The organism is Stenotrophomonas nitritireducens (assembly GCF_050984405.1).
In the GTDB taxonomy this organism is placed as follows: Bacteria; Pseudomonadota; Gammaproteobacteria; order Xanthomonadales; family Xanthomonadaceae; genus Stenotrophomonas; species Stenotrophomonas nitritireducens_B.
The window spans coordinates 2464086-2481674 of record NZ_CP158790.1; the positions used below are offsets into that span (position 1 = coordinate 2464086).

General features: G+C 68.2%; 22 protein-coding genes. 13 read left to right on the forward strand and 9 right to left on the reverse strand.

The window, feature by feature from the left end:
• Nucleotides 1–96: 96 nt before the first annotated feature.
• Nucleotides 97–732 carry a glutathione S-transferase family protein gene (locus ABTV91_RS10835; protein WP_433851446.1) on the forward strand — a complete coding sequence of 212 codons (636 nt, stop codon included), beginning with the start codon at nucleotides 97–99 and terminating at the stop codon, nucleotides 730–732.
• 54 nt (nucleotides 733–786) lie between these two features.
• Here the strand turns inward: ABTV91_RS10835 and ABTV91_RS10840 are convergent, their stop codons facing one another.
• The 4 genes from ABTV91_RS10840 to ABTV91_RS10855 form a co-directional block, all read right to left on the reverse strand.
• A complete protein-coding gene (locus ABTV91_RS10840) occupies nucleotides 787–1896 on the reverse strand; it encodes a sterol desaturase family protein (RefSeq protein ID WP_433851447.1) in 1110 nt (369 codons plus the stop codon).
• Between the two features lie 160 nt (nucleotides 1897–2056).
• On the reverse strand, nucleotides 2057–2404 hold the full coding sequence (gene arsC / locus ABTV91_RS10845; RefSeq protein ID WP_433851448.1) for an arsenate reductase (glutaredoxin): 348 nt from the start codon (nucleotides 2402–2404) through the stop codon (nucleotides 2057–2059).
• 5 nt (nucleotides 2405–2409) lie between these two features.
• Nucleotides 2410–3549, reverse strand: coding sequence for a phospholipase A (locus ABTV91_RS10850; protein WP_433851449.1), 1140 nt, complete (start codon nucleotides 3547–3549; stop codon nucleotides 2410–2412).
• Nucleotides 3550–3668: 119 nt separating this feature from the next.
• On the reverse strand, nucleotides 3669–4154 hold the full coding sequence (locus tag ABTV91_RS10855) for a DUF456 domain-containing protein (protein ID WP_433851450.1): 486 nt from the start codon (nucleotides 4152–4154) through the stop codon (nucleotides 3669–3671).
• A 233-nt stretch (nucleotides 4155–4387) separates the two neighbouring features.
• On the opposite strand from ABTV91_RS10855, the gene ABTV91_RS10860 reads away from it, so the two are divergent.
• A complete protein-coding gene (locus ABTV91_RS10860; protein WP_054665365.1) occupies nucleotides 4388–4597 on the forward strand; it encodes a cold-shock protein in 210 nt (69 codons plus the stop codon).
• Between the two features lie 78 nt (nucleotides 4598–4675).
• Here the strand turns inward: ABTV91_RS10860 and ABTV91_RS10865 are convergent, their stop codons facing one another.
• Nucleotides 4676–5164 (reverse strand): glycine zipper 2TM domain-containing protein, encoded by a 489-nt coding sequence (locus ABTV91_RS10865; protein ID WP_433851451.1) that lies wholly within the window; start codon nucleotides 5162–5164, stop codon nucleotides 4676–4678.
• A 109-nt stretch (nucleotides 5165–5273) separates the two neighbouring features.
• Nucleotides 5274–5705 carry a hypothetical protein gene (locus ABTV91_RS10870; RefSeq protein WP_433851452.1) on the reverse strand — a complete coding sequence of 144 codons (432 nt, stop codon included), beginning with the start codon at nucleotides 5703–5705 and terminating at the stop codon, nucleotides 5274–5276.
• A gap of 72 nt (nucleotides 5706–5777) precedes the next feature.
• On the opposite strand from ABTV91_RS10870, the gene ABTV91_RS10875 reads away from it, so the two are divergent.
• The gene (locus tag ABTV91_RS10875; RefSeq protein ID WP_433851453.1) at nucleotides 5778–6572 is read left to right on the forward strand and encodes a tRNA threonylcarbamoyladenosine dehydratase; all 795 of its coding nucleotides are present in this window, start codon (nucleotides 5778–5780) and stop codon (nucleotides 6570–6572) included.
• Between the two features lie 108 nt (nucleotides 6573–6680).
• Here ABTV91_RS10875 and ABTV91_RS10880 read toward each other — a convergent pair whose 3' ends face one another.
• Both ABTV91_RS10880 and ABTV91_RS10885 read right to left on the reverse strand, forming a co-directional pair.
• The gene (locus tag ABTV91_RS10880) at nucleotides 6681–7460 is read right to left on the reverse strand and encodes a TatD family hydrolase (RefSeq protein ID WP_433851454.1); all 780 of its coding nucleotides are present in this window, start codon (nucleotides 7458–7460) and stop codon (nucleotides 6681–6683) included.
• Between the two features lie 3 nt (nucleotides 7461–7463).
• Nucleotides 7464–7694: a DUF6116 family protein gene (locus tag ABTV91_RS10885; protein WP_433851455.1), complete on the reverse strand. Its 231-nt coding sequence runs from the start codon at nucleotides 7692–7694 to the stop codon at nucleotides 7464–7466.
• Nucleotides 7695–7851: 157 nt separating this feature from the next.
• Between ABTV91_RS10885 and ABTV91_RS10890 the strand changes: the two genes are divergently transcribed.
• A complete protein-coding gene (locus ABTV91_RS10890; protein ID WP_433851456.1) occupies nucleotides 7852–8682 on the forward strand; it encodes a glycine zipper 2TM domain-containing protein in 831 nt (276 codons plus the stop codon).
• Between the two features lie 94 nt (nucleotides 8683–8776).
• Nucleotides 8777–8941: a hypothetical protein gene (locus tag ABTV91_RS10895; RefSeq protein WP_433851457.1), complete on the forward strand. Its 165-nt coding sequence runs from the start codon at nucleotides 8777–8779 to the stop codon at nucleotides 8939–8941.
• 225 nt (nucleotides 8942–9166) lie between these two features.
• On the opposite strand, the gene ppsA is transcribed toward ABTV91_RS10895, so the two are convergent.
• The gene (ppsA, locus tag ABTV91_RS10900) at nucleotides 9167–11545 is read right to left on the reverse strand and encodes a phosphoenolpyruvate synthase (RefSeq protein ID WP_433851458.1); all 2379 of its coding nucleotides are present in this window, start codon (nucleotides 11543–11545) and stop codon (nucleotides 9167–9169) included.
• Between the two features lie 195 nt (nucleotides 11546–11740).
• On the opposite strand from ppsA, the gene ppsR reads away from it, so the two are divergent.
• From ppsR to ABTV91_RS10940, 8 genes are all read left to right on the forward strand, one after another.
• The gene (gene ppsR, locus ABTV91_RS10905) at nucleotides 11741–12562 is read left to right on the forward strand and encodes a posphoenolpyruvate synthetase regulatory kinase/phosphorylase PpsR (RefSeq protein ID WP_433851459.1); all 822 of its coding nucleotides are present in this window, start codon (nucleotides 11741–11743) and stop codon (nucleotides 12560–12562) included.
• Nucleotides 12563–12608: 46 nt separating this feature from the next.
• Nucleotides 12609–13100 (forward strand): DUF1249 domain-containing protein, encoded by a 492-nt coding sequence (locus tag ABTV91_RS10910; RefSeq protein WP_433851460.1) that lies wholly within the window; start codon nucleotides 12609–12611, stop codon nucleotides 13098–13100.
• A 131-nt stretch (nucleotides 13101–13231) separates the two neighbouring features.
• On the forward strand, nucleotides 13232–13720 hold the full coding sequence (locus tag ABTV91_RS10915) for an NUDIX hydrolase (RefSeq protein ID WP_433851461.1): 489 nt from the start codon (nucleotides 13232–13234) through the stop codon (nucleotides 13718–13720).
• Nucleotides 13721–13868: 148 nt separating this feature from the next.
• Nucleotides 13869–14483 (forward strand): CDP-alcohol phosphatidyltransferase family protein, encoded by a 615-nt coding sequence (locus ABTV91_RS10920; RefSeq protein WP_433851462.1) that lies wholly within the window; start codon nucleotides 13869–13871, stop codon nucleotides 14481–14483.
• A 55-nt stretch (nucleotides 14484–14538) separates the two neighbouring features.
• Nucleotides 14539–15579 carry a class III poly(R)-hydroxyalkanoic acid synthase subunit PhaE gene (gene phaE / locus ABTV91_RS10925; protein ID WP_433851463.1) on the forward strand — a complete coding sequence of 347 codons (1041 nt, stop codon included), beginning with the start codon at nucleotides 14539–14541 and terminating at the stop codon, nucleotides 15577–15579.
• The gene (locus ABTV91_RS10930; RefSeq protein WP_433851464.1) at nucleotides 15576–16640 is read left to right on the forward strand and encodes a class III poly(R)-hydroxyalkanoic acid synthase subunit PhaC; all 1065 of its coding nucleotides are present in this window, start codon (nucleotides 15576–15578) and stop codon (nucleotides 16638–16640) included. The genes phaE and ABTV91_RS10930 overlap by 4 nt, the downstream gene beginning before the upstream one ends.
• On the forward strand, nucleotides 16637–17008 hold the full coding sequence (locus ABTV91_RS10935) for a DUF5329 domain-containing protein (protein ID WP_433851465.1): 372 nt from the start codon (nucleotides 16637–16639) through the stop codon (nucleotides 17006–17008). The genes ABTV91_RS10930 and ABTV91_RS10935 overlap by 4 nt, the downstream gene beginning before the upstream one ends.
• A 30-nt stretch (nucleotides 17009–17038) precedes the next feature.
• A complete protein-coding gene (locus ABTV91_RS10940) occupies nucleotides 17039–17494 on the forward strand; it encodes a hypothetical protein (protein WP_433851466.1) in 456 nt (151 codons plus the stop codon).
• The last annotated feature ends 95 nt before the right edge of the window (nucleotides 17495–17589 follow it).

The window sequence follows — 17589 nt, forward strand, 5'->3', positions numbered from 1 at the left end:
CGCGTTGGCCCGGCTTGAGCGCTGGCGTGGCTCAGCCGTGCGATGAAGTCGCCGCTCCGGCGCTAAGATGGCGCACCGCCTGCCAGGGAGAGCGCCATGTCTGTCGTGCTGTACGGATCGCAAAGCACCGCGTCGCTGGTCGTGCACTGGCTGCTGATCGAGCTGGGCATCGCGCACGAACTGCACCAGCTCGATTTCGAGCGGCGCGAACAGAAATCCCCCGGCTACCTCGCGATCAATCCAGCCGGGCGCGTGCCGACGCTGCTGATCGATGGCCAGGTGCTCACGGAGTCGGCGGCCATCGCCATGCACCTGGCCGACCTGCATCCGCAGGCCGGGTTCGCGCCGGCCCCCGGCACTCCGGCGCGCGGCGACTATTACCGCTGGATGTGCTTCTGCGTCTACACGCTGATGCCGGCCTACCGCGCCTGGTTCTATCCGCATGAGCCGGCCGGCGAGGCGGCCGTCGACGCGGTGAAAGAGCGCGCCCGCGTGCAGCTGGAGGCCGCCTGGCAGCAGGTGGCCGACCACCTGCAGGACGAGGGACCGTACATGCTGGGCGCGCAGGTCTCGGTGGTGGATTTCATGCTGACCATGCTGATGCGCTGGTCGCGCAACATGCCGTGCCCGACCGACGCCTGGCCGATGCTGGCCGCGCATGCGCGGCGGATGAAGGATCGTCCCGCGTTGGCCGAGGTCTATCGCCGCGAGGGCATCAGCGACTGGACCTGAGGCGCGGCGCTGTCTGACCAGGGGGAGCGGAAGCGGCGTGCAGCCGCCGTCCCGTCAATCCACGTAGTCGTCAAATTTGCGGCCGCCCTGGAACGGCATGAGGTGCTGGCGCACGATGCCCTTGGGCACGGTCTCCAGCTTCATCACGCCGTACTCCTGCGGCCACTGCGCCTGGTCGCGCGGCAGCTTGAACGTGCCCATCAGCATGTCCACCAGCGGCAGGTGGATGGCGTAGTTCACGTCGATGTAGTCCTTCTGCCGGGCGTGGTGCCAGTGGTGGTAGCGCGGCAGCACCACCAGGTATTCCAGCCAGCCGAAGCGGATGCCCAGGTTGGCGTGGGCCAGCACGGCCTGCAGGCCGACCAGGATCACGTAGGCGTTCACCGCCGGCGTGGAGAAGCCCAGCACCAGCAGCGGCAGCAGCACCGCGCTGCGGGTCATCACGATCTCGATGAAATGGATGCGCGAGCCGGCCAGCCAGTCCATGTGCCGGCTGGAGTGGTGCACGGCGTGGAAGCGCCACAGCCACGGGACGTTGTGGTACGCGCGGTGCAGCAGCGCCTGCGCCATGTCGGCCACGAACACCGCGATCAGGAACTGCGCCCAGACCGGCAGCGACTGGATCGCCGCCTTCAACGACGGGAACGCGGCCAGCCCGGCGATGGTCGAGGTGGAGGCGGTGACCAGGATCAGGATGAACTGCACCAGCACGTGGCTCATGAAGAAATAGGCCACGTCGGTGCGCCAGCCCGGCCGCAGCGGCGACAGCGCGCGCTTGCCCAGGTAGCGCTCCAGCGGCACGAACACCAGCGCCGAGAAGAACAGCGACAGCACGAACCAGTCCAGCCCCAGCGAGTAGGGCGTCTGGCCGATGGCGTCGAACTGGACGTTGGTGCCGCCCAGCAGCACCGCCAGCGTCGCGCTGCCCACGCCGAGGGTGGCGATGCGCTTGTTGCGGTCGCGCAGGATCGCCAGGGTGCCGAGAATGAAGGCGGCGGCCAGCCCGACCAGCAGCAGGTGGCGGGCGAACTGCTCGTTGTAGACCGCACGGAACTCGCGGCTGGTCAGCAGTTCGGGGAAGTGGAAGCAGGCCACCGCCATCAGGCTCAGCAGCCCCAGCAGCGCGGAGGCGTAGGCGAAGAAGGAGCGGTGCGGTCGGGCCATGCGCGGACTTCCTGTCGAAGATCGCCGGATTCTGCCTGTGCGCAAGGAACGGCGACAAGCCCGGCCACGCACACAGTCCGCGTAGGAGCGGCTTCAGCCGCGAAGGGGCTCTACCAGCAAAGCCCTTCGCGGCTGAAGCCGCTCCTACGGCGCGTAGCGCTTACAGCAGCGTGCGCACCGTCTCCGGCGGGCGGCACAGCGCGGTGCCCTTGGACGTGCGCACGATCGGGCGGTTGATCAGCGCCGGGTGCATCGCCATCGCCTCGACCAGCGCGGCTTCGTCGTCCAGCCTGTCGGCCAGCCCCAGCTCGGCATAGGCGGCTTCCTTGCTGCGCAGCAGGTCGCGCGCGGGGATGCCCATTTCGTCCAGCAGCTGGCGCAGGGTCGCCGGATCGGGCGGATTGGCCAGATAGTCGATGACCTCGATGTCGGCGCCGGCCTCCTGCAGCAGGGCCAGGGCGCCGCGGGAATTGGAGCAGCGGTTGTTGTGCCAGATCGTTGCTTTCATTGCGTTCAGAACCATTCCAACAGCGAGATGCCCACGCCGACGTAGGTGGCGCGGTGGTTGTAGTCGATCATGCTTTCGCCATAGCCGTCGAACACCTGGACGTGCCCGCGCAGCAGCCGGTTGAGCGGGAAACCATAGTCCACCTGCACCGAACCGTGCGAGCGGTCGCCGCCGCGCAGCGAGTGGCGCGCGGTCAGCGAGAACTCGTGCCCGTTGCGGTTGTAGACCACGGTGGCGTCGCCACGGCCGGTGTAGTCCTCGATGTCCGGGTTGTTGTCGTCCCGCCCGTTCTCCGGGATGCGGTACCACGGGCGCAGCATGATCGCCCAGTTGTCGCGGTCCAGGCCGACATTGAGGATCACCCGGTTCCAACTGCGCGAGAGCGGGTCGCTGCGGCCGTTGGACTGGTGGTTGAGGCTGATGCCGGTCATGCGCCCGTTCCAGCCGAACAGCGAATAGCCGTTGCGGAAGACGAGCATGGCCTCCGGCTCGTAGTTGGTTTCGCGGAACGGGCGCGAGATTTCGCTGTTGTAGGCCTGCCAGTGCGAACTCTGGGTATAGCCGACCCAGATGTCGCCGTTGTCGCCGAACAGGTTCTCGGCGACCTTGGTCTTGAAGCTGAGCTGGAACTTCAGCTCGGTGTTGTCCAGTTCCTCGGCCTCGGTGACGGTATTGGCCGGGTTGGGCGAATGCGGCATCCGGTTCGGCTTGCTGCTCCAGACCGCCGGCAGCAGGTACACCGGCTTGTAGGCGCGCAGCTGGAACAGGCCCAGCTTGGAATCCTTGGCCAGCTCCCAGCGGCTGTCCAGCATCGAGCCGCGGCCGGCGTTGGCCACCGCCGAGGCGAGGTCGTCGTGGGCGAAAAGCTCGTTGCGCGGCGGCAGCGGCTGGTCCAGCTCCCTGGCGCTGGCCTTGGCCTCCTTGAGCGTCTGCTGCGCGGCGCTGGCGGCGGCATCCGCGGCCCGGGTATCGGCCGGCGACCGGCCTAGGGCGCGGTCATAGCAGCTCAGCCGGGCGGCATCCGAATCCAGTGCGAAGCAGGCCTCGGGCGAGGCCGGCGTGGTGACGGACTCCTGCGCCAGGGCGGCGGCGGAGCAGCCGGACAGGGCGATCAGCAGGACGGGGCGGGCGCGGAAAGTAGGCATGCGGGGGCGGTCCATCCGGACAAGGGGAGGAGAGGGGGCCCTGCATCCAGGGCGTGGTCCATCGGCGCGATTGTCGGTCATCGCCGTGTGCAGCGGGAGTCAGGGCCGCGCTGGCCGGTTCAGACGAACCAGGCCAGGGCGAACACGCCCAGCATCGCCACCGCCAGTCCGAGCTTGAGGGCCACCCCCAGCACGATGCCCAGCCAGGTGCCGATGCCGATTCTGGTCGCCCGGCCCAGCTGGCGGCTGTGTACGTACTCGCCGAGCAGCGCTCCCAGGAAGGGGCCGGCGAACAGGCCGATGGGCATGAAGAACAGCCCGGCCACGGTTCCCACCAGCGACCCCACCAGCGCCAGCCGGCTGGCGCCGAGCCGTTGCGCGCCAAGCGTGGTGGACAGTACGTCGACCACGATGGAGATCGCGGTCAGCACCCCCAGCACCACCAGCGGCAGCCAGCCCACGCGGGCGAAGCCGTCGGTCCAGGCCGCGACCAGCAGGCCGGCGAACACCAGCGGAATCCCGGGCAGCGCCGGGAGCACCACGCCGGCGATGCCGACGATCACCAGCAGGGCCGCTAGCAGATACAGTATGAATGAATAGTCCATGCGGGGGCGTTCGGGGTGTCCAAAAGGGGTTGACAAGATTGGCTTTAGCCGATTGATTTTTGGTTATGGTCGGGTTAAGTTTCAGCCGCTGAGCTTGGCAAGGTCACCGTGAATCGTGGCCTGATGGGTAGATCGCATGATTTGCTGCATCGTTACACCTCGCTTCCTCCTTGCAGTCAGCCGCCTCCAGGGGCGTATCCATCAAACGAGAGAGCAACAGGGAGTTAGTCGAGATGTCCGATCGCGAAACCGGCATTGTCAAGTGGTTCAATGACGCCAAGGGCTTCGGCTTCATCAGCCGCGAAAATGGCGAAGACGTGTTTGTGCACTTCCGCGCCATCCAGACCCAGGGCTTCAAGAGCCTGAAGGAAGGCCAGAAGGTCACCTTCACCGTGGTGCAGGGGCAGAAGGGCCTGCAGGCTGACGCCGTGCAGCCGGTCTGAGACCACCCCGCGCAGTTGCAGAAAGAAAAGGCCCGCGCAAGCGGGCCTTTTCCATTCCGCGGCCGGGCGTGAAGCCGGTCAGCGCAGCACCACGCGGCCGTTGACCACGCGCACGTAGGTATTCTCGCGCACGCCGCCAAGGTCCTTCTGGTTGACCACGATCACGCGGCCATCGTCCATGCGCACCTGGATGTCGTACGAGTTGCCGGTGACGTTCTGCTGGATCTTGTTGCCGGCTAGCGCGCCGGCGGCCGCGCCGGCGGCGGCGGAAATGTTCTGGTTGCCCTTGCTGCCGCCGGTGTGGCTGGAGATCTCGTGCCCGGCCACGGCGCCGACGATGCCGCCGAGGATGGCGCCCGTGGCCGACGGCGCGGTGCGGCCCGAGGCCACCGTGTCGATGCGGGTGACGATGCCGCAATCGGCGCAACGCGTGTTGTTGTAGCCGCCGCTGTTGTAACCGCCGTCGTTGTAGCCGCCGCCATAACCGCCGCCGTATCCCGGGGAAGTAGCGCAGCCGGCCAATGCCAGGCTGGCGATGGCGCCCGCCGCGATCAACTGGATCTTCATGGTGATTCTCCTTGCCTGAGGGATAGCGGGTATGGCCATACCCGGCACGGTGAATCCTCCCGTTTCACGCGTGAATGGAGAGCCAACCACGCGTGAAACGCAGGTTGATTCAGCGGAAATCCTGGTGGCAGGCCTTGCAGTCGTTTCCAAGCTGTTCAGTGACCGCGGCCAGCGCGGTGCAGTCGGCCGGTGCCGCGGCCAGCGCGTCGTTCAAGGTGGCGCGGAAGCGGCTGGCGTGCTGCTGGAAGCGGGGATCGTCGCGCAGGCCGGCGAAGGCCAGGTCCAGGTCGTTGGACAGGGCGCGCAGGGTCTGCAGGCGCGGCGTGGTGTCGTTGACCGTGCAGCGGTTCTGCTTGCGGCTGTCGTTGAGCATCTGCGACTGGCGCGCCATCACGTGCATCAGGCTGCCGGGGAACGGATCCTGCCGCGCCTGGATGGCGCGCATGGCCATGACGGTGGCGACGATGCCCACCAGCAGGCCGGCGATCAGCACGAACAGGTAGCGGGATGCGTTGGACTGGGTACGGCTGGGTTCGGTCATGGCCCGGGCTCCTTGGGGATGCGGCGATGGTACGACGCGCAGCGCGTTTCCGGCCACGGTTAAAATGCGCGCATGAAAGAACAACTGCGCGAACGTTTCGCCGGCATCGACCGGCTGTATGGCGCCGGCTCGATCGAGCGGCTGTCCGGCTGCCGGGTCGCGGTGGTGGGCATGGGCGGCGTGGGCTCGTGGGTGGCCGAGGCGCTGATGCGTTCGGCGGTCGGCCACCTGGCCCTGATCGATGCCGACGACATCTGCGTGTCCAACACCAACCGGCAGCTGCCGGCGCTGGCCGGCCAGTACGGGCGCAACAAGGCGGTGGCCATGGCCGAGCGCTGCCGCGCGATCAATCCCGATGCCGGAATCGAGGCGGTGGAGGCGTTCCTGACCGGCTCCAACATGGCCGAACTGCTGGACCGCGGCTTCGACCTGGTCGTCGATGCCTGCGACAGTTTCCGGGTGAAGGTCGAGACCATCGCCTGGTGCCGCCGCCGCAAGCTGCCCCTGATCACCGTGGGCGCGGCGGGCGGGCGTACCGATCCGACCCTGGTGCGGGTGCGCGACGTATCGCGCACCGAGCACGACGCGATGCTGGCGCTTATCCGCAAGAAGCTGCGCGGCGAATTCAACTTCCCCAGGAACCCGCAGCGCTACTTCGGCGTGCCGGCGGTGTATTCGCTGGAGAACGTGAAGTACCCGCAGGCCGACGGCAGCGTCTGCGGGCTGCGGCCCAACCTGGGCGCCGATGCGGCGCTCAAGCTCGATTGCGGGGCTGGGCTGGGCGCGGCCACGCATATCACTGGCGCATTCGCCTTCGCCGCTGTCGGCAAGGCGCTGGAAATGCTGCTCAAGCCGAAGGCGCGCTGAGCGCTTCTTTTCCCATGGGTGCGGGGCTTGTCCCGCACGGAGGCTTTCCGTGGTGGCCCCGCAAGGCTGCCTGCATCGGTACAGCCCTCGCCGCGACTGAAGTCGCTCCTACAGGGGCGGCGAGGCCGGCAGGTCGAACAGGCGCAGCGCGTTCGCGGTGGTCTGCGCCGCCACCTCTTCCACCGGTTGTCCGCGCAGCCCGGCGATGGCCGCGGCGATGGCGGGCAGGCGCGCCGGTTCGTTGCGCTGGCCGCGGATGCCGGCATCGGGCTGGTCCGGTGCGTCGGTTTCCAGCAGCAGGAATTCCAGCGGCATCGTCGCCACCAGCGTGCGCAGGCGGTTGGCGCGGGGGTAGGTGATCGGCCCGCCCAGTCCAACCAGGAAGCCCAGGTCCCACAGCTGCCGGGCCTGCTCCGGACTGCCGGAAAAACTGTGCACCACGCCGCGCAGGCCGCCGACGCGGCGCAGGGTCTGGATCACTTCCTCCACCGCGCGGCGGGCATGCACGATGACCGGCAGGTCGAACTCCCGCGCCAGTTGCAACTGGCCGTCGAAGTACTGGCGCTGGGTGGCGGCATCCAGGCCGTCCACGAAGAAATCCAGCCCGCATTCGCCGACCGCGCAGGGGCGTTCGCGCTCCAGCCAGGCGCGCAGTTCGTCCAGATGCGCGGGCCGATGATCGGCCAGGAACATCGGGTGCAGGCCATAGGCCGGATGCAGCGTGGCGTCGCTGGCGCAGGCCTGGCGCAGGCCCGGCCAGCTCGCGGAGGTTATCGCCGGAACCACCATCGCCGCCACGCCCGCGGCCCTGGCGCGGGCAACCATGGCATCGCGGTCGCGATCAAATTCGGACGCGTCCAGGTGGCAATGGCTGTCTACCAGTTGCATGGATCAGCGCTTGCGCGGCAGCGCCGGAGGCTCGGCGGCGGCAACCGGGTCCTTGCGGCGTTTCCAGTTGGCCAGCAGCAGGGTACCCAGGCCGAACAGGATCTCGTCGATGAACGGGACCGGATCGGGCAGCAGCATGCTCAGCGCGAACAGGGCCGCGGTGATCTTGAACAGCGTGGGATAACGCAACCGGCGGGCCCATTCCATGAAGGGCAGCAGCACGGGACTGGACATGGCGGATTCCTGGAGGCGACGGGATGTCGACAGGCTCCCATATTGCGGCAGGCGGCCGGCATTGCGACAGGAGGGGGCGGCGGGGGATGCCTTCGTTCAGCTTTGCCGTGCTGGAATTGCGCCAGTCAACACGCGGGCGACCCGCACGGAGCAGACGATGAAGAGCAATACGACTACCGTTCTGGTGGCTGCCGGAGCCCTGCTGGTAGGCGGCATCGCCACCGCGGCGTTCATGAGCGGCCGCGACACGGGCGCCTCGCTGTCCCCGGCGCAGCCCGGGCAGCCGGTGCTGGATACCACCCCGCTGGCCGACGACGCCGCGGCCGGCAACGCGGTCGCCCCGCGCGAGGCGACGCTCGAATACGCCGACGTGCTCAAGGTCGCGCCGGTCAACCGCAGCGAACCGGCCTATGCCACCGTGATCGGCACCGAACCGGTACGCGAGACGTCGACCACGACGGTGCCGCGCGAGGTGTGCGAGGACGTGGTGGTGCAGGAACGCCTGCCCGAGCGCGATGGCAACGTCGGCGGCACGGTTGCCGGCGCGGTCATCGGCGGCCTGCTCGGCAACCAGGTGGGCAAGGGCAATGGCCGCAAGGCCGCGACCGCGGCTGGCGCCGTGGCTGGCGGCGTGATCGGCAACCAGGTCGACAAGCGCCACGTCGGCGGTCGCGTGGTGCAGCGCACCGAGCGCCAGTGCCACACCGAGCAGACCGCGTCGGAGTCCTCGCGCGTCACCGGCTACAACGTCACCTACCGCAAGGCCGACGGCAGCACCGGCACCATGCGCATGGACAAGCAGCCGGGCAACCGCGTCGCCCTGGGCAACGCCAGCCGGACTGTCGGTTACGACGTCACGTATCGCTTCAACGGCCAGGAGAAGACGGTGCGCATGGACGACAAGCCGGCCAGCGACCGCCTGCCGGTCATCGATGGCCAGGTCGTGACGCAGACGGCGGCCGTGGATACGGACAGCAACCGCCAGTAATGCAAGCCCCTCTCCCACCGGGAGAGGGGTTGGGGAGAGGGAAGGGACGAAGCCCTCCGTGCTCGGCCGCGAGCTCCCCACTCAGCAGCACACCATGAAAAACAGCACAAAAGAAGAAGCCCCGGTTTTCCAACCGGGGCTTCTTCTTTTTGTGGCTGGAACGACGCTCGACGCCGACTTTTCTCCTGGCCTGGCGCAGCAAAACGGTGCGCATGGACGACGAGCCGGCCATCGACCGCCTGTCAATCATCAGGGGTAGGTCGTGACGCAGACCTCGGCCGTGGATACGGGGGCTGCCGACAGTAACAGCGGATCGCCTGCAAGCCCCTCTCCCTTCGGGAGAGGGGTTGGGGTGAGGGAAGGGCAGAAGCCCCTCCATGCTCGGCCGCCAGCTCCCCCTCAGCAGCACGCCAAAACCAGCACAAAAGAAGAAGCCCCGATTTTCCAACCGGGGCTTCTTCTTTTCCAGCGACCGGAACGCCGCTTATGCGCCGGCCTTGCTCTTGGCCAGGCGCAGCCAGGTATCGACCACGGTGTCCGGGTTCAGCGACACCGATTCGATGCCTTCCTGCATCAGCCACTCGGCCAGGTCCGGGTGGTCGGACGGGCCCTGGCCGCAGATGCCGACGTACTTGCCCTTGGCGCGGGCGGCCTTGATCGCCATCGACAGCAGCTTCTTCACCGCCGGATTCCGCTCGTCGAACAGGTGGGCGACGATCGAGGAATCGCGGTCCAGGCCGAGCGAGAGCTGGGTCAGGTCGTTGGAGCCGATGGAGAAGCCGTCGAAGATGTCCAGGAACTCGTGGGCGAGCAGCGCGTTGGACGGCACTTCGCACATCATGATGATCTTCAGGCCGTTCTCGCCCTGCTTCAGGCCGTTGGCGGCGAGCACTTCCACCACCTTGCGGCCTTCTTCCAGGGTGCGCACGAACGGGATCATGACCCACAGGTTGTCCAGGCCCATCTCGTTGCGCACGCGCAGCACGGCCTGGCATTCCAGTGCGAACGCCTTGGAGAACGACGGGTCGACGTAACGGCTGGCGCCGCGGAAGCCGATCATCGGGTTCTCTTCGTGCGGCTCGTAGTTGCTGCCGCCGATCAGGTTGGCGTACTCGTTGGACTTGAAGTCCGACAGGCGCACGATCACCGGGTTCGGCGCGACCGAGGCGGTGAGGGTGGCGATGCCCTCGGCCAGGCGGTCCACGTAGAAGCTCACCGGGTCCTTGTAGCCGGCGATCTTCTCGTCGATCTTCTTCTTCGTCGCCGCGTCCTGGCGGTCGTACTCCAGCAGCGCGTTGGGGTGCACGCCGATGTGGCTGGCGATGATCATTTCCAGTCGCGCCAGGCCGATGCCGGCGTTCGGCAGCTGGCCGAAATCGAAGGCGCGCTCCGGGTTGGCCACGTTCATCATGATCTTCAGCGGCGCCGGCGGCATGTTGCCCAGGTCGGTGGTCGCGCGCTCGAAGCCCAGCTTGCCTTCATAGATGAAGCCGGTATCGCCCTCGGCGCAGCTGACGGTGACCAGCTGGCCATCCTCGATGACCTGGGTGGCGTTGCCCGAGCCGACCACGGCCGGCACGCCCAGTTCGCGGGCGATGATCGCCGCGTGGCAGGTGCGGCCGCCGCGGTTGGTGACGATGGCCGAGGCGCGCTTCATCACCGGCTCCCAGTCGGGGTCGGTCATGTCGGCGATCAGCACGTCGCCCGGCTGCACGCGGTTCATGTCGTCCAGGGTCCTGACCACGCGGGCCACGCCGGCGCCGATCTTGGCGCCGACGGCGCGGCCTTCGGCCAGCACGGTGCCGCCCTTCTCGGTCAGCGCGAAGCGCTCGATCTGGGTGGCGTGGCTGCGCGACTTCACCGTCTCCGGGCGCGCCTGCACGATGAACAGCTTGCCGCTGACACCGTCCTTGGCCCACTCGATGTCCATCGGGCGGCCGTAGTGCTTTTCGATGACCAGCGCCTGCCGGGACAGTTCCTGCACGTCCTCGTCGCTGATGGAGAAGGTGCTGCGCAGTTCGGCCGGGGTGTCCTCGATCTTCACACGCTCGCCGGGAACGTCCGAATACACCATGCGGATCGCCTTGCTGCCGAGCGCGCGGCGCAGGATAGCCGGCTTGCCGGCCTGCAGGGTGGGCTTGTAGACGTAGAACTCGTCCGGGTTGACCGCGCCCTGCACGACCATTTCACCCAGGCCGAAGGACGAAGTGACGAACACCACGTCGCGGAACCCGGATTCGGTATCCAGGGTGAACAGCACGCCGGAGGAACCCACGCCCGAACGCACCATCAGCTGCACGCCGGCGGACAGGAACACGTCCTCGTGCTTGAAGCCGTGGTGCACGCGGTAGGCGATGGCGCGGTCGTTGTACAGCGAAGCGAACACTTCCTTGACCTTGCGCACGACATCGTCGGCGCCGGTGACATTGAGGAAGGTTTCCTGCTGGCCGGCGAAGGAGGCGTCGGGCAGGTCCTCGGCGGTGGCCGAGGAGCGCACCGCCACGGCCACGTCGCCGCCGCCGTTGTCGGCGCACAGCCTGGCGTAGGCGTTGCGGATGTCGGTGTCCAGTGCCGGCTGCAGCGGGGCCTCGATCACCCAGCCGCGGATCTCGCCGCCGGCGGCGGTCAGCGCGTTGACATCCTCGACGTCCAGCGTCGCCAGCCGGTCGAAGATGCGCTTGGACAGGTCGTTGTGGGCGATGAAATCCTTGAACGCTTCTGCGGTGGTGGCGTAGCCGCCCGGCACCGAGACTCCCAGGCCGGCAAGGTTGCCGATCATCTCGCCGAGCGAGGAATTCTTGCCACCCACGCGGGCCAGGTCGGCCAGGCGCAGCTCATGCAACCACAGGATGTTCTCGTTCAAGCGCGATGCTCCGTTGAGGCCATCGCCCGAGGCGGGCTGGTATGGCCACGTCCGTAGGAAGAAGCCAATATGATGCAGTGCACACCTAAGCGGCACAAGCTTGTGACATTACTTTGTCTTGTGCTTGTCTTTCCCGGGACAGGGGCAGGCCATCCGGCTGGCTCCGGCGCCAATCCACCCTCAAAGGAGTCCTGCATGACGGCGATCCGGCCGGTGTTCTACGTATCCGACGGTACCGGCATCACCGCCGAAACCGTCGGCCACAGCCTGCTGACCCAGTTCTCCGGGTTCAGTTTCGTGACCGATCGCATGTCGTTCGTGGACGATGCGGACAAGGCGCACGACGCCGCGCGCCGCATCCGCGCCGCCGGGGAGCGCTACCAGGTGCGGCCGATCGTGGTCAGCTCCTGCGTGGACTCGGCGCTGGCCCGCATCCTGGAGGAGAGCGGGGCGCTGGTGCTGGACGTGTTCGTGCCGTTCATCGGCCCGCTGGAGCAGGAGCTGGACGCGGCCCGCCACTCCAGGATCGGCCAGGCCCACGGCATGGTGGATTTCGATACCTACCACCGCCGCATCAACGCCATGAACTTCGCCCTCAGCCACGACGACGGCATCGCGGTGAATTACGACGAGGCCGACGTGGTGCTGGTGGCCGTATCGCGCGCGGGCAAGACCCCGACCTGCATCTACCTGGCGCTGCACTACGGCATCCGCGCGGCCAACTACCCGCTGACCGAGGAGGACCTGGAGAGCGACCGCCTGCCGCCGCGGCTGCGCCCGTACCGCAACAAGCTGTTCGGCCTGACCATCGACCCCGAACGCCTGCAGCAGATCCGCCAGGAACGCCGGCCCAACTCCCGCTACGCCAGCGCCGAGGTCTGCCGCCGGGAAGTGGCTGCGGCCGAAACCATGTTCCGCATGGAGCGCATCCCGACGCTGAGCACCACCCACACCTCGATCGAGGAGATCTCCAGCAAGGTGCTGGGCACGCTGGGGCTGCAGCGGGAGATGTTCTGAACCCGCAGCGCATGCCGCGGCGATGCGCGCCGTGTACGATCACCCCATGACACAGGCCCTTTCCCGCGTCGACCGCATTCCCCGGCTCAGCCGTCTCGGCTGGCTGATGGGGCTGTACGCGGAGAACTACCTGCACCTGGTGCGGCTGTTCGCGCCCGACCACCTCCACGAAGGGCGCTATGCCTCGTCCGTCGGCGACGGGCTGGACCTGTACCTGGACGTGATCGAATGCCACCGCTACACGGTCGAGCTGCGCATGACCTATGGCATCCTCGACCCGCTGACCGGCGAGCCCGATCCGTCGGCCTACGTGCGCCTGTACCGCGACGCGCGGCAGGTGGAGACCACGCACTGCTATGTCGGGCGGCGCTGGCAGGACGTGGTGGGCATGTACCCTCCGGCGGACGAACTGGTCAGCCACCGCCTGCGCATGAACACCTTCCTCGGCAAGTGGCTGGAGTACCTGGCCGAGCGCGGGCATGGCGTGGCCACGCTGTGCCGTACCGATGAAGGCGGCGAAACCGGCGTCCTGATGTAAACCCGGCACGAGCGTCCCTGGCGCGCCAGGGCCTTTCACGGAAATACCTCGCCGCGCGCCAGGGCGCGCTCCTGCGGAAGGCTGGCGCGATCAGTCATACTGCGCACTTTCGTCGCGCGTTCCCGTTACCGATGCCCTATACCCCGATTCTGGCCACGCTGGGCTACGTGCTGTCCAAGGACGGCTCCCAGGCCCTGATGATCCACCGCAATACCCGTCCCGGCGACCTGCACCTGGGCAAGTACAACGGGCTGGGCGGCAAGATGGAGCCGGACGAGGATGCGCTGGCCTGCATGCACCGCGAGATCCGCGAGGAGGCCGGGATCGAATGCGGCACCACGCGCCTGCGCGGCACCATCAGCTGGCCCGGCTTCGGCAAGCACGGCGAGGACTGGTTCGCCTTCGTGTTCGTGATCGACGACTGGACCGGAACGCCGCTGCAGTCGAATCCGGAAGGCACCCTGGAATGGGTGGCGGTGGACCGGCTCGAGTCGCTGCCGCTGTGGGAAGGCGACCGCCATTTCCTGCCGCTGGTGTTCGATGCCGATCCGCGCCCCTTCCACGGCGTGATGCCGTACCGCGACGGGCGCATGCAGTCGTGGAACTACACGCGGCTGTAGGCGCCTGCGCGGCGCGGCCGCACTGCCGCCGGCCGGCGCGCGACGCTCGCGTTGCCTCACCCAGCCGCACGCGCGACGTGCGTTTCAGGCATGGCCGTATTCACGCCAACCGCGCTACGCTGGTGCGGCCATGATCCGGAAACCCGACATGAAACGTCACTTCTCCATGCTGCGCGAGTTCCGGCTCGCCGACTGGTTCACCCTGGGCAATGCGTTTTGCGGCACCGGCGCGGTGTTCGCGGCGATGCGCTTCCTGCAGGACGGCCAGCGCGGCTTCCTGCTGTTCGGCATGGCGCTGATCCCGCTGGCGTTCGTATTCGATGCGCTGGACGGCCGGATCGCACGCTGGCGGCAGTCGTCCTCGACCCTGGGGCGCGAACTGGACTCGCTGGCCGACGTGATCTCCTTCGGCGTCGCGCCGGCCGCGCTGGCCTATGCCTGCGGCATGCAGGGCGGCTGGGACTGGCTGGTGCTGAGCTACTTCGTCTGCTGCGGCGTGAGCCGGCTGGCGCGCTACAACGTCACCGCCGAGGAGATCGCCGGCGACTCGGACAAGGTCCCGTACTTCGAAGGCACGCCGATCCCCACCAGCCTGGCGCTGGTGATCCTGCTGGCCATCGCGGCGCATTTCGAGGCGATCGGCGCCACGCTGTGGGGCGGCGTCTGGCAACTGGGGCCGTGGCAGCTGCATCCGCTGGTGCTGCTGTTCGCGCTGTCCGGTTCGCTGATGATCAGCAAGACCCTGCATATTCCCAAGCCCTGACCGCCGCAGCGCGGCCGCGTTGCTATCATCGCCGCGACGATGGCGAAGCAGGGCGATGGCAGTGGCGGACGACAACGACAGCGCGGATCTGGACGCCAGCCTGAAGCGCTCCTGGGAGGCATGGCTGCAGGCCATGGGCCAGGGCGGAGCGGCCGCCGCCGGCGACCTGCCGCCATGGCGGGAAGGCATCGAGCAATGGGCGCGGCTGGTCGGCGCCGACGCCGCGCCACAAGTGCAGGAACTGGGCGCGCGCTTCCAGCAGCAGGCCGGCGACTGGCTGGGCACCATGCAGCAGGTCGCGGCCCGTTTCGTCGGCCGCGACACCAGCGCCGGCGAGGTTGCCGGCGCCTGGCGCGAAGCGGTCGAAGGGCAGGGCGATGCGATGCTGCGCTGGATGCTCGACGCCGCGCGCGGCGGCACCGCCCTGGGCGACCAGCCCTGGATCCGCAACTTCGCCCAGGCGCTGCAGTCCGGTTTCGGCGAGGCCGACTGGCTGAACGTACCGGCCTTCGGCCCCGGCCGCGAGCACCAGGCGCGCTGGCAGGCGCTGCTGCGCACGCAGCGCGAGTACCAGGCGCGCATGGAGGCTTATGTCGCGTCGATCCGCGGCGTGCTGGACGATGCGTTCGGCCGTTTCGAGGCCAAGCTGGCCGGACATGAAGCGCCCGGCGGCCAGCTCACCAGCGCCCGCGCGATGTTCGACCTGTGGATCGATGCGGCCGAAGAGGCCTATGCCACGGTCGCCATGTCCGAGGATTTCCAGCGCATCTATGCCGACCTGGCCAATACCCAGATGCGCCTGCGCGCCGCGACCCGGCAGGAACTGGAGCGCGCCTGCGAACTGATGGGCGTGCCGACGCGCACCGAGATGGACGCCGCGCACCGTCGCATCGCCGAACTGGAGCGCTGGATGCGGCGCATGGCGGCGGCCGGGGCCGAGCCTGCCCCTGCGCAGGCCAGGCGAACCGGCGGTCCCGCGAAAAAGAACAAGCCGGCTCCGGCGACGGAAGCGAAGACGGCTGCCAGGCCCGCCAGGAACACCGCGAAGAAGGCCGCAGCGCGCCCCGCGGCGCCGCGCCGTGGAGGCAAGGCATGAAAGGGCCGCTGGGATTCGGCATGGACGACCTGCTGCAGGAAACCCTGCAGCTGCAGCGCAAACTGGCCGACGGGCTGAAACTGCTGCCGGGCGTGGAGGATGTCGACTACGGCGTCACCGAGCGCGAGGAGGTGTGGAGCGACGGCAAGGTCAAGCTGTACCGCTTCGTCGACGCGCAGCCACCGTCCGGGCAGCCGCCGCTGCTGATCGTCTACGCGCTGGTCAACCGCCCCTACATGGTGGACCTGCAGGATGGCCGCTCGCTGGTGCAGAAGCTGCTGGCCGCCGGCCAGGACGTGTATGTGCTGGACTGGGGTTATCCCGATCGTTCCGAGCGTTTCCTGACGCTGGAGGACTACCTGCTGCGCTACATCGATGGCGCCGTCGATCACCTGCGCGCGCAGCATGGTGGGGCGCCCAACCTGCTGGGCATCTGCCAGGGCGGCGTGTTCTCGCTGTGCTACGCCGCGCTGCGCCCGCACAAGGTGCGCAATCTGATCACGATGGTCACACCGGTGGATTTCCACACGCCGGACAACATGCTCTCGCACTGGGCGCGGCACGTGGACGTGGACCTGTTCGTCGATACGCTGGGCAACGTGCCTGCCGACCTGATGAACGCCAGTTACCTGATGCTCAAGCCGTTCCGGCTCAACGTGCAGAAGTACGTGGGACTGGTGGACATCCTCGACGACCGGCAGGCGCTGGAGGATTTCCTGCGCATGGAGAAATGGATCTTCGATTCGCCGGACCTGGCCGGCGAGGCGTTCCGCGAGTTCGTCAAGCAGTTCTACCAGGACAACGGCCTGATGCACGGCGGCATCCGCATCGGCGCGGAGGCGGTGGACCTGGCGCAGCTGCGGATGCCGGTGCTCAACATCTACGCCGAGCAGGACCACCTGGTGCCGCCGACGGCTTCGAAGGCATTGCGCGGGCGGACCGGCACCGCCGACTACACCGAGCTGGGTTTCCGCGGCGGCCATATCGGCATCTACGTATCGGCGCGCGCCCAGCGCGAGGTGCCAAGCGCCATCCACGACTGGCTGAGCGCACGTACATGAAGCCGCGCAGTGCCGTAGCAGCCGCCTTCGTGCTGACGCTCGCATCCGCCAGCGCCGTCGCCGCGCCCGGCGCCGCCGCCCAGCGCGAGATCGACGGGTTGATGCAGGCGCTGGCGGAGTCCAACTGCCGCTTCCAGCGCAACGGCCGCTGGTACGACGCCGGCGACGCGCGCCACCACCTGCAGCGCAAGTACGATTACCTGCTCAGGCGCGACCTGGCCGATACCGCCGAACTGTTCATCGAGCGCGCCGCCAGCCGCAGCAGCATCAGCGGCAAGCCGTACCGGGTATCGTGCCCGGGCCACGCCGAGCAGGACGCCGCGTCCTGGTTCCAGCAGCAGTTGGCCAGGCTGCGCGGCCACCGGTGAGTGCGGCGCAGCGCCATGGCGGGACAGGGCATGCATGAACCCGCGGCGGCGTGGACCTTCCGCCTGGCCTGCATGGTCGGCGCGCTGTGGACCTCGCCCAATACCCTGGTCGGCCTGGTGGCCGGGCTTGCGGGCATGGCCGCCGGCGCGCGCCCGCGCTGGAACCGCCGCGACTGCGCGCTGGTGTTCCACCGCTGGCCCTGGGGGCCGGGCGGCGCGATCACGCTCGGCATGGTGATCCTGCATACCGGCGATACGCTGGATGCGCGCTGCTCGACCTACGAGCACCGCGCCGGCCGCTGTCGGCACCCGCAGGTCCGGCTGGGCGACCATGAACGCGCGCACGTGTTCCAGTACATGGTGCTGGGGCCGCTGTTCCTGCCGGTCTATCTGCTGTGCGGTGGCGTCAGCGTACGCAATCCGCTCGAACGCGCCGCCGACCGCTATGCGCTGCTGGGGCGCGGCTGGTGGCCCGGTTTCTTCTGATCCCGCGCCGCCGCGTGGCGGCGCAGTTGCCGGAGTGTTCCGGCGTCGCGCTGAACCGCAATCCCGCCGTCATGAATCGCCAACTTCTCTTGAAC

Coding starts and splice junctions, on each gene's coding strand:
- ABTV91_RS10860 (WP_054665365.1), top strand. CDS start 4,388: ATGTCCGATCGCGAAACCGGCATTGTCAAGTGGTTCAATGACGCCAAG.
- ABTV91_RS10930 (WP_433851464.1), top strand. CDS start 15,576: ATGAAAGGGCCGCTGGGATTCGGCATGGACGACCTGCTGCAGGAAACC.
- ABTV91_RS10910 (WP_433851460.1), top strand. CDS start 12,609: ATGACACAGGCCCTTTCCCGCGTCGACCGCATTCCCCGGCTCAGCCGT.
- ABTV91_RS10935 (WP_433851465.1), top strand. CDS start 16,637: ATGAAGCCGCGCAGTGCCGTAGCAGCCGCCTTCGTGCTGACGCTCGCA.
- ABTV91_RS10885 (WP_433851455.1), bottom strand. CDS start 7,694: ATGTCCAGTCCCGTGCTGCTGCCCTTCATGGAATGGGCCCGCCGGTTG.
- ABTV91_RS10940 (WP_433851466.1), top strand. CDS start 17,039: ATGCATGAACCCGCGGCGGCGTGGACCTTCCGCCTGGCCTGCATGGTC.
- ABTV91_RS10880 (WP_433851454.1), bottom strand. CDS start 7,460: ATGCAACTGGTAGACAGCCATTGCCACCTGGACGCGTCCGAATTTGAT.
- ABTV91_RS10850 (WP_433851449.1), bottom strand. CDS start 3,549: ATGCCTACTTTCCGCGCCCGCCCCGTCCTGCTGATCGCCCTGTCCGGC.
- ABTV91_RS10915 (WP_433851461.1), top strand. CDS start 13,232: ATGCCCTATACCCCGATTCTGGCCACGCTGGGCTACGTGCTGTCCAAG.
- ABTV91_RS10835 (WP_433851446.1), top strand. CDS start 97: ATGTCTGTCGTGCTGTACGGATCGCAAAGCACCGCGTCGCTGGTCGTG.
- ABTV91_RS10865 (WP_433851451.1), bottom strand. CDS start 5,164: ATGAAGATCCAGTTGATCGCGGCGGGCGCCATCGCCAGCCTGGCATTG.
- ABTV91_RS10920 (WP_433851462.1), top strand. CDS start 13,869: ATGAAACGTCACTTCTCCATGCTGCGCGAGTTCCGGCTCGCCGACTGG.
- ABTV91_RS10875 (WP_433851453.1), top strand. CDS start 5,778: ATGAAAGAACAACTGCGCGAACGTTTCGCCGGCATCGACCGGCTGTAT.
- ABTV91_RS10890 (WP_433851456.1), top strand. CDS start 7,852: ATGAAGAGCAATACGACTACCGTTCTGGTGGCTGCCGGAGCCCTGCTG.
- phaE (WP_433851463.1), top strand. CDS start 14,539: ATGGCAGTGGCGGACGACAACGACAGCGCGGATCTGGACGCCAGCCTG.
- ABTV91_RS10855 (WP_433851450.1), bottom strand. CDS start 4,154: ATGGACTATTCATTCATACTGTATCTGCTAGCGGCCCTGCTGGTGATC.
- ABTV91_RS10870 (WP_433851452.1), bottom strand. CDS start 5,705: ATGACCGAACCCAGCCGTACCCAGTCCAACGCATCCCGCTACCTGTTC.
- ppsR (WP_433851459.1), top strand. CDS start 11,741: ATGACGGCGATCCGGCCGGTGTTCTACGTATCCGACGGTACCGGCATC.
- arsC (WP_433851448.1), bottom strand. CDS start 2,404: ATGAAAGCAACGATCTGGCACAACAACCGCTGCTCCAATTCCCGCGGC.
- ABTV91_RS10840 (WP_433851447.1), bottom strand. CDS start 1,896: ATGGCCCGACCGCACCGCTCCTTCTTCGCCTACGCCTCCGCGCTGCTG.
- ABTV91_RS10895 (WP_433851457.1), top strand. CDS start 8,777: ATGAAAAACAGCACAAAAGAAGAAGCCCCGGTTTTCCAACCGGGGCTT.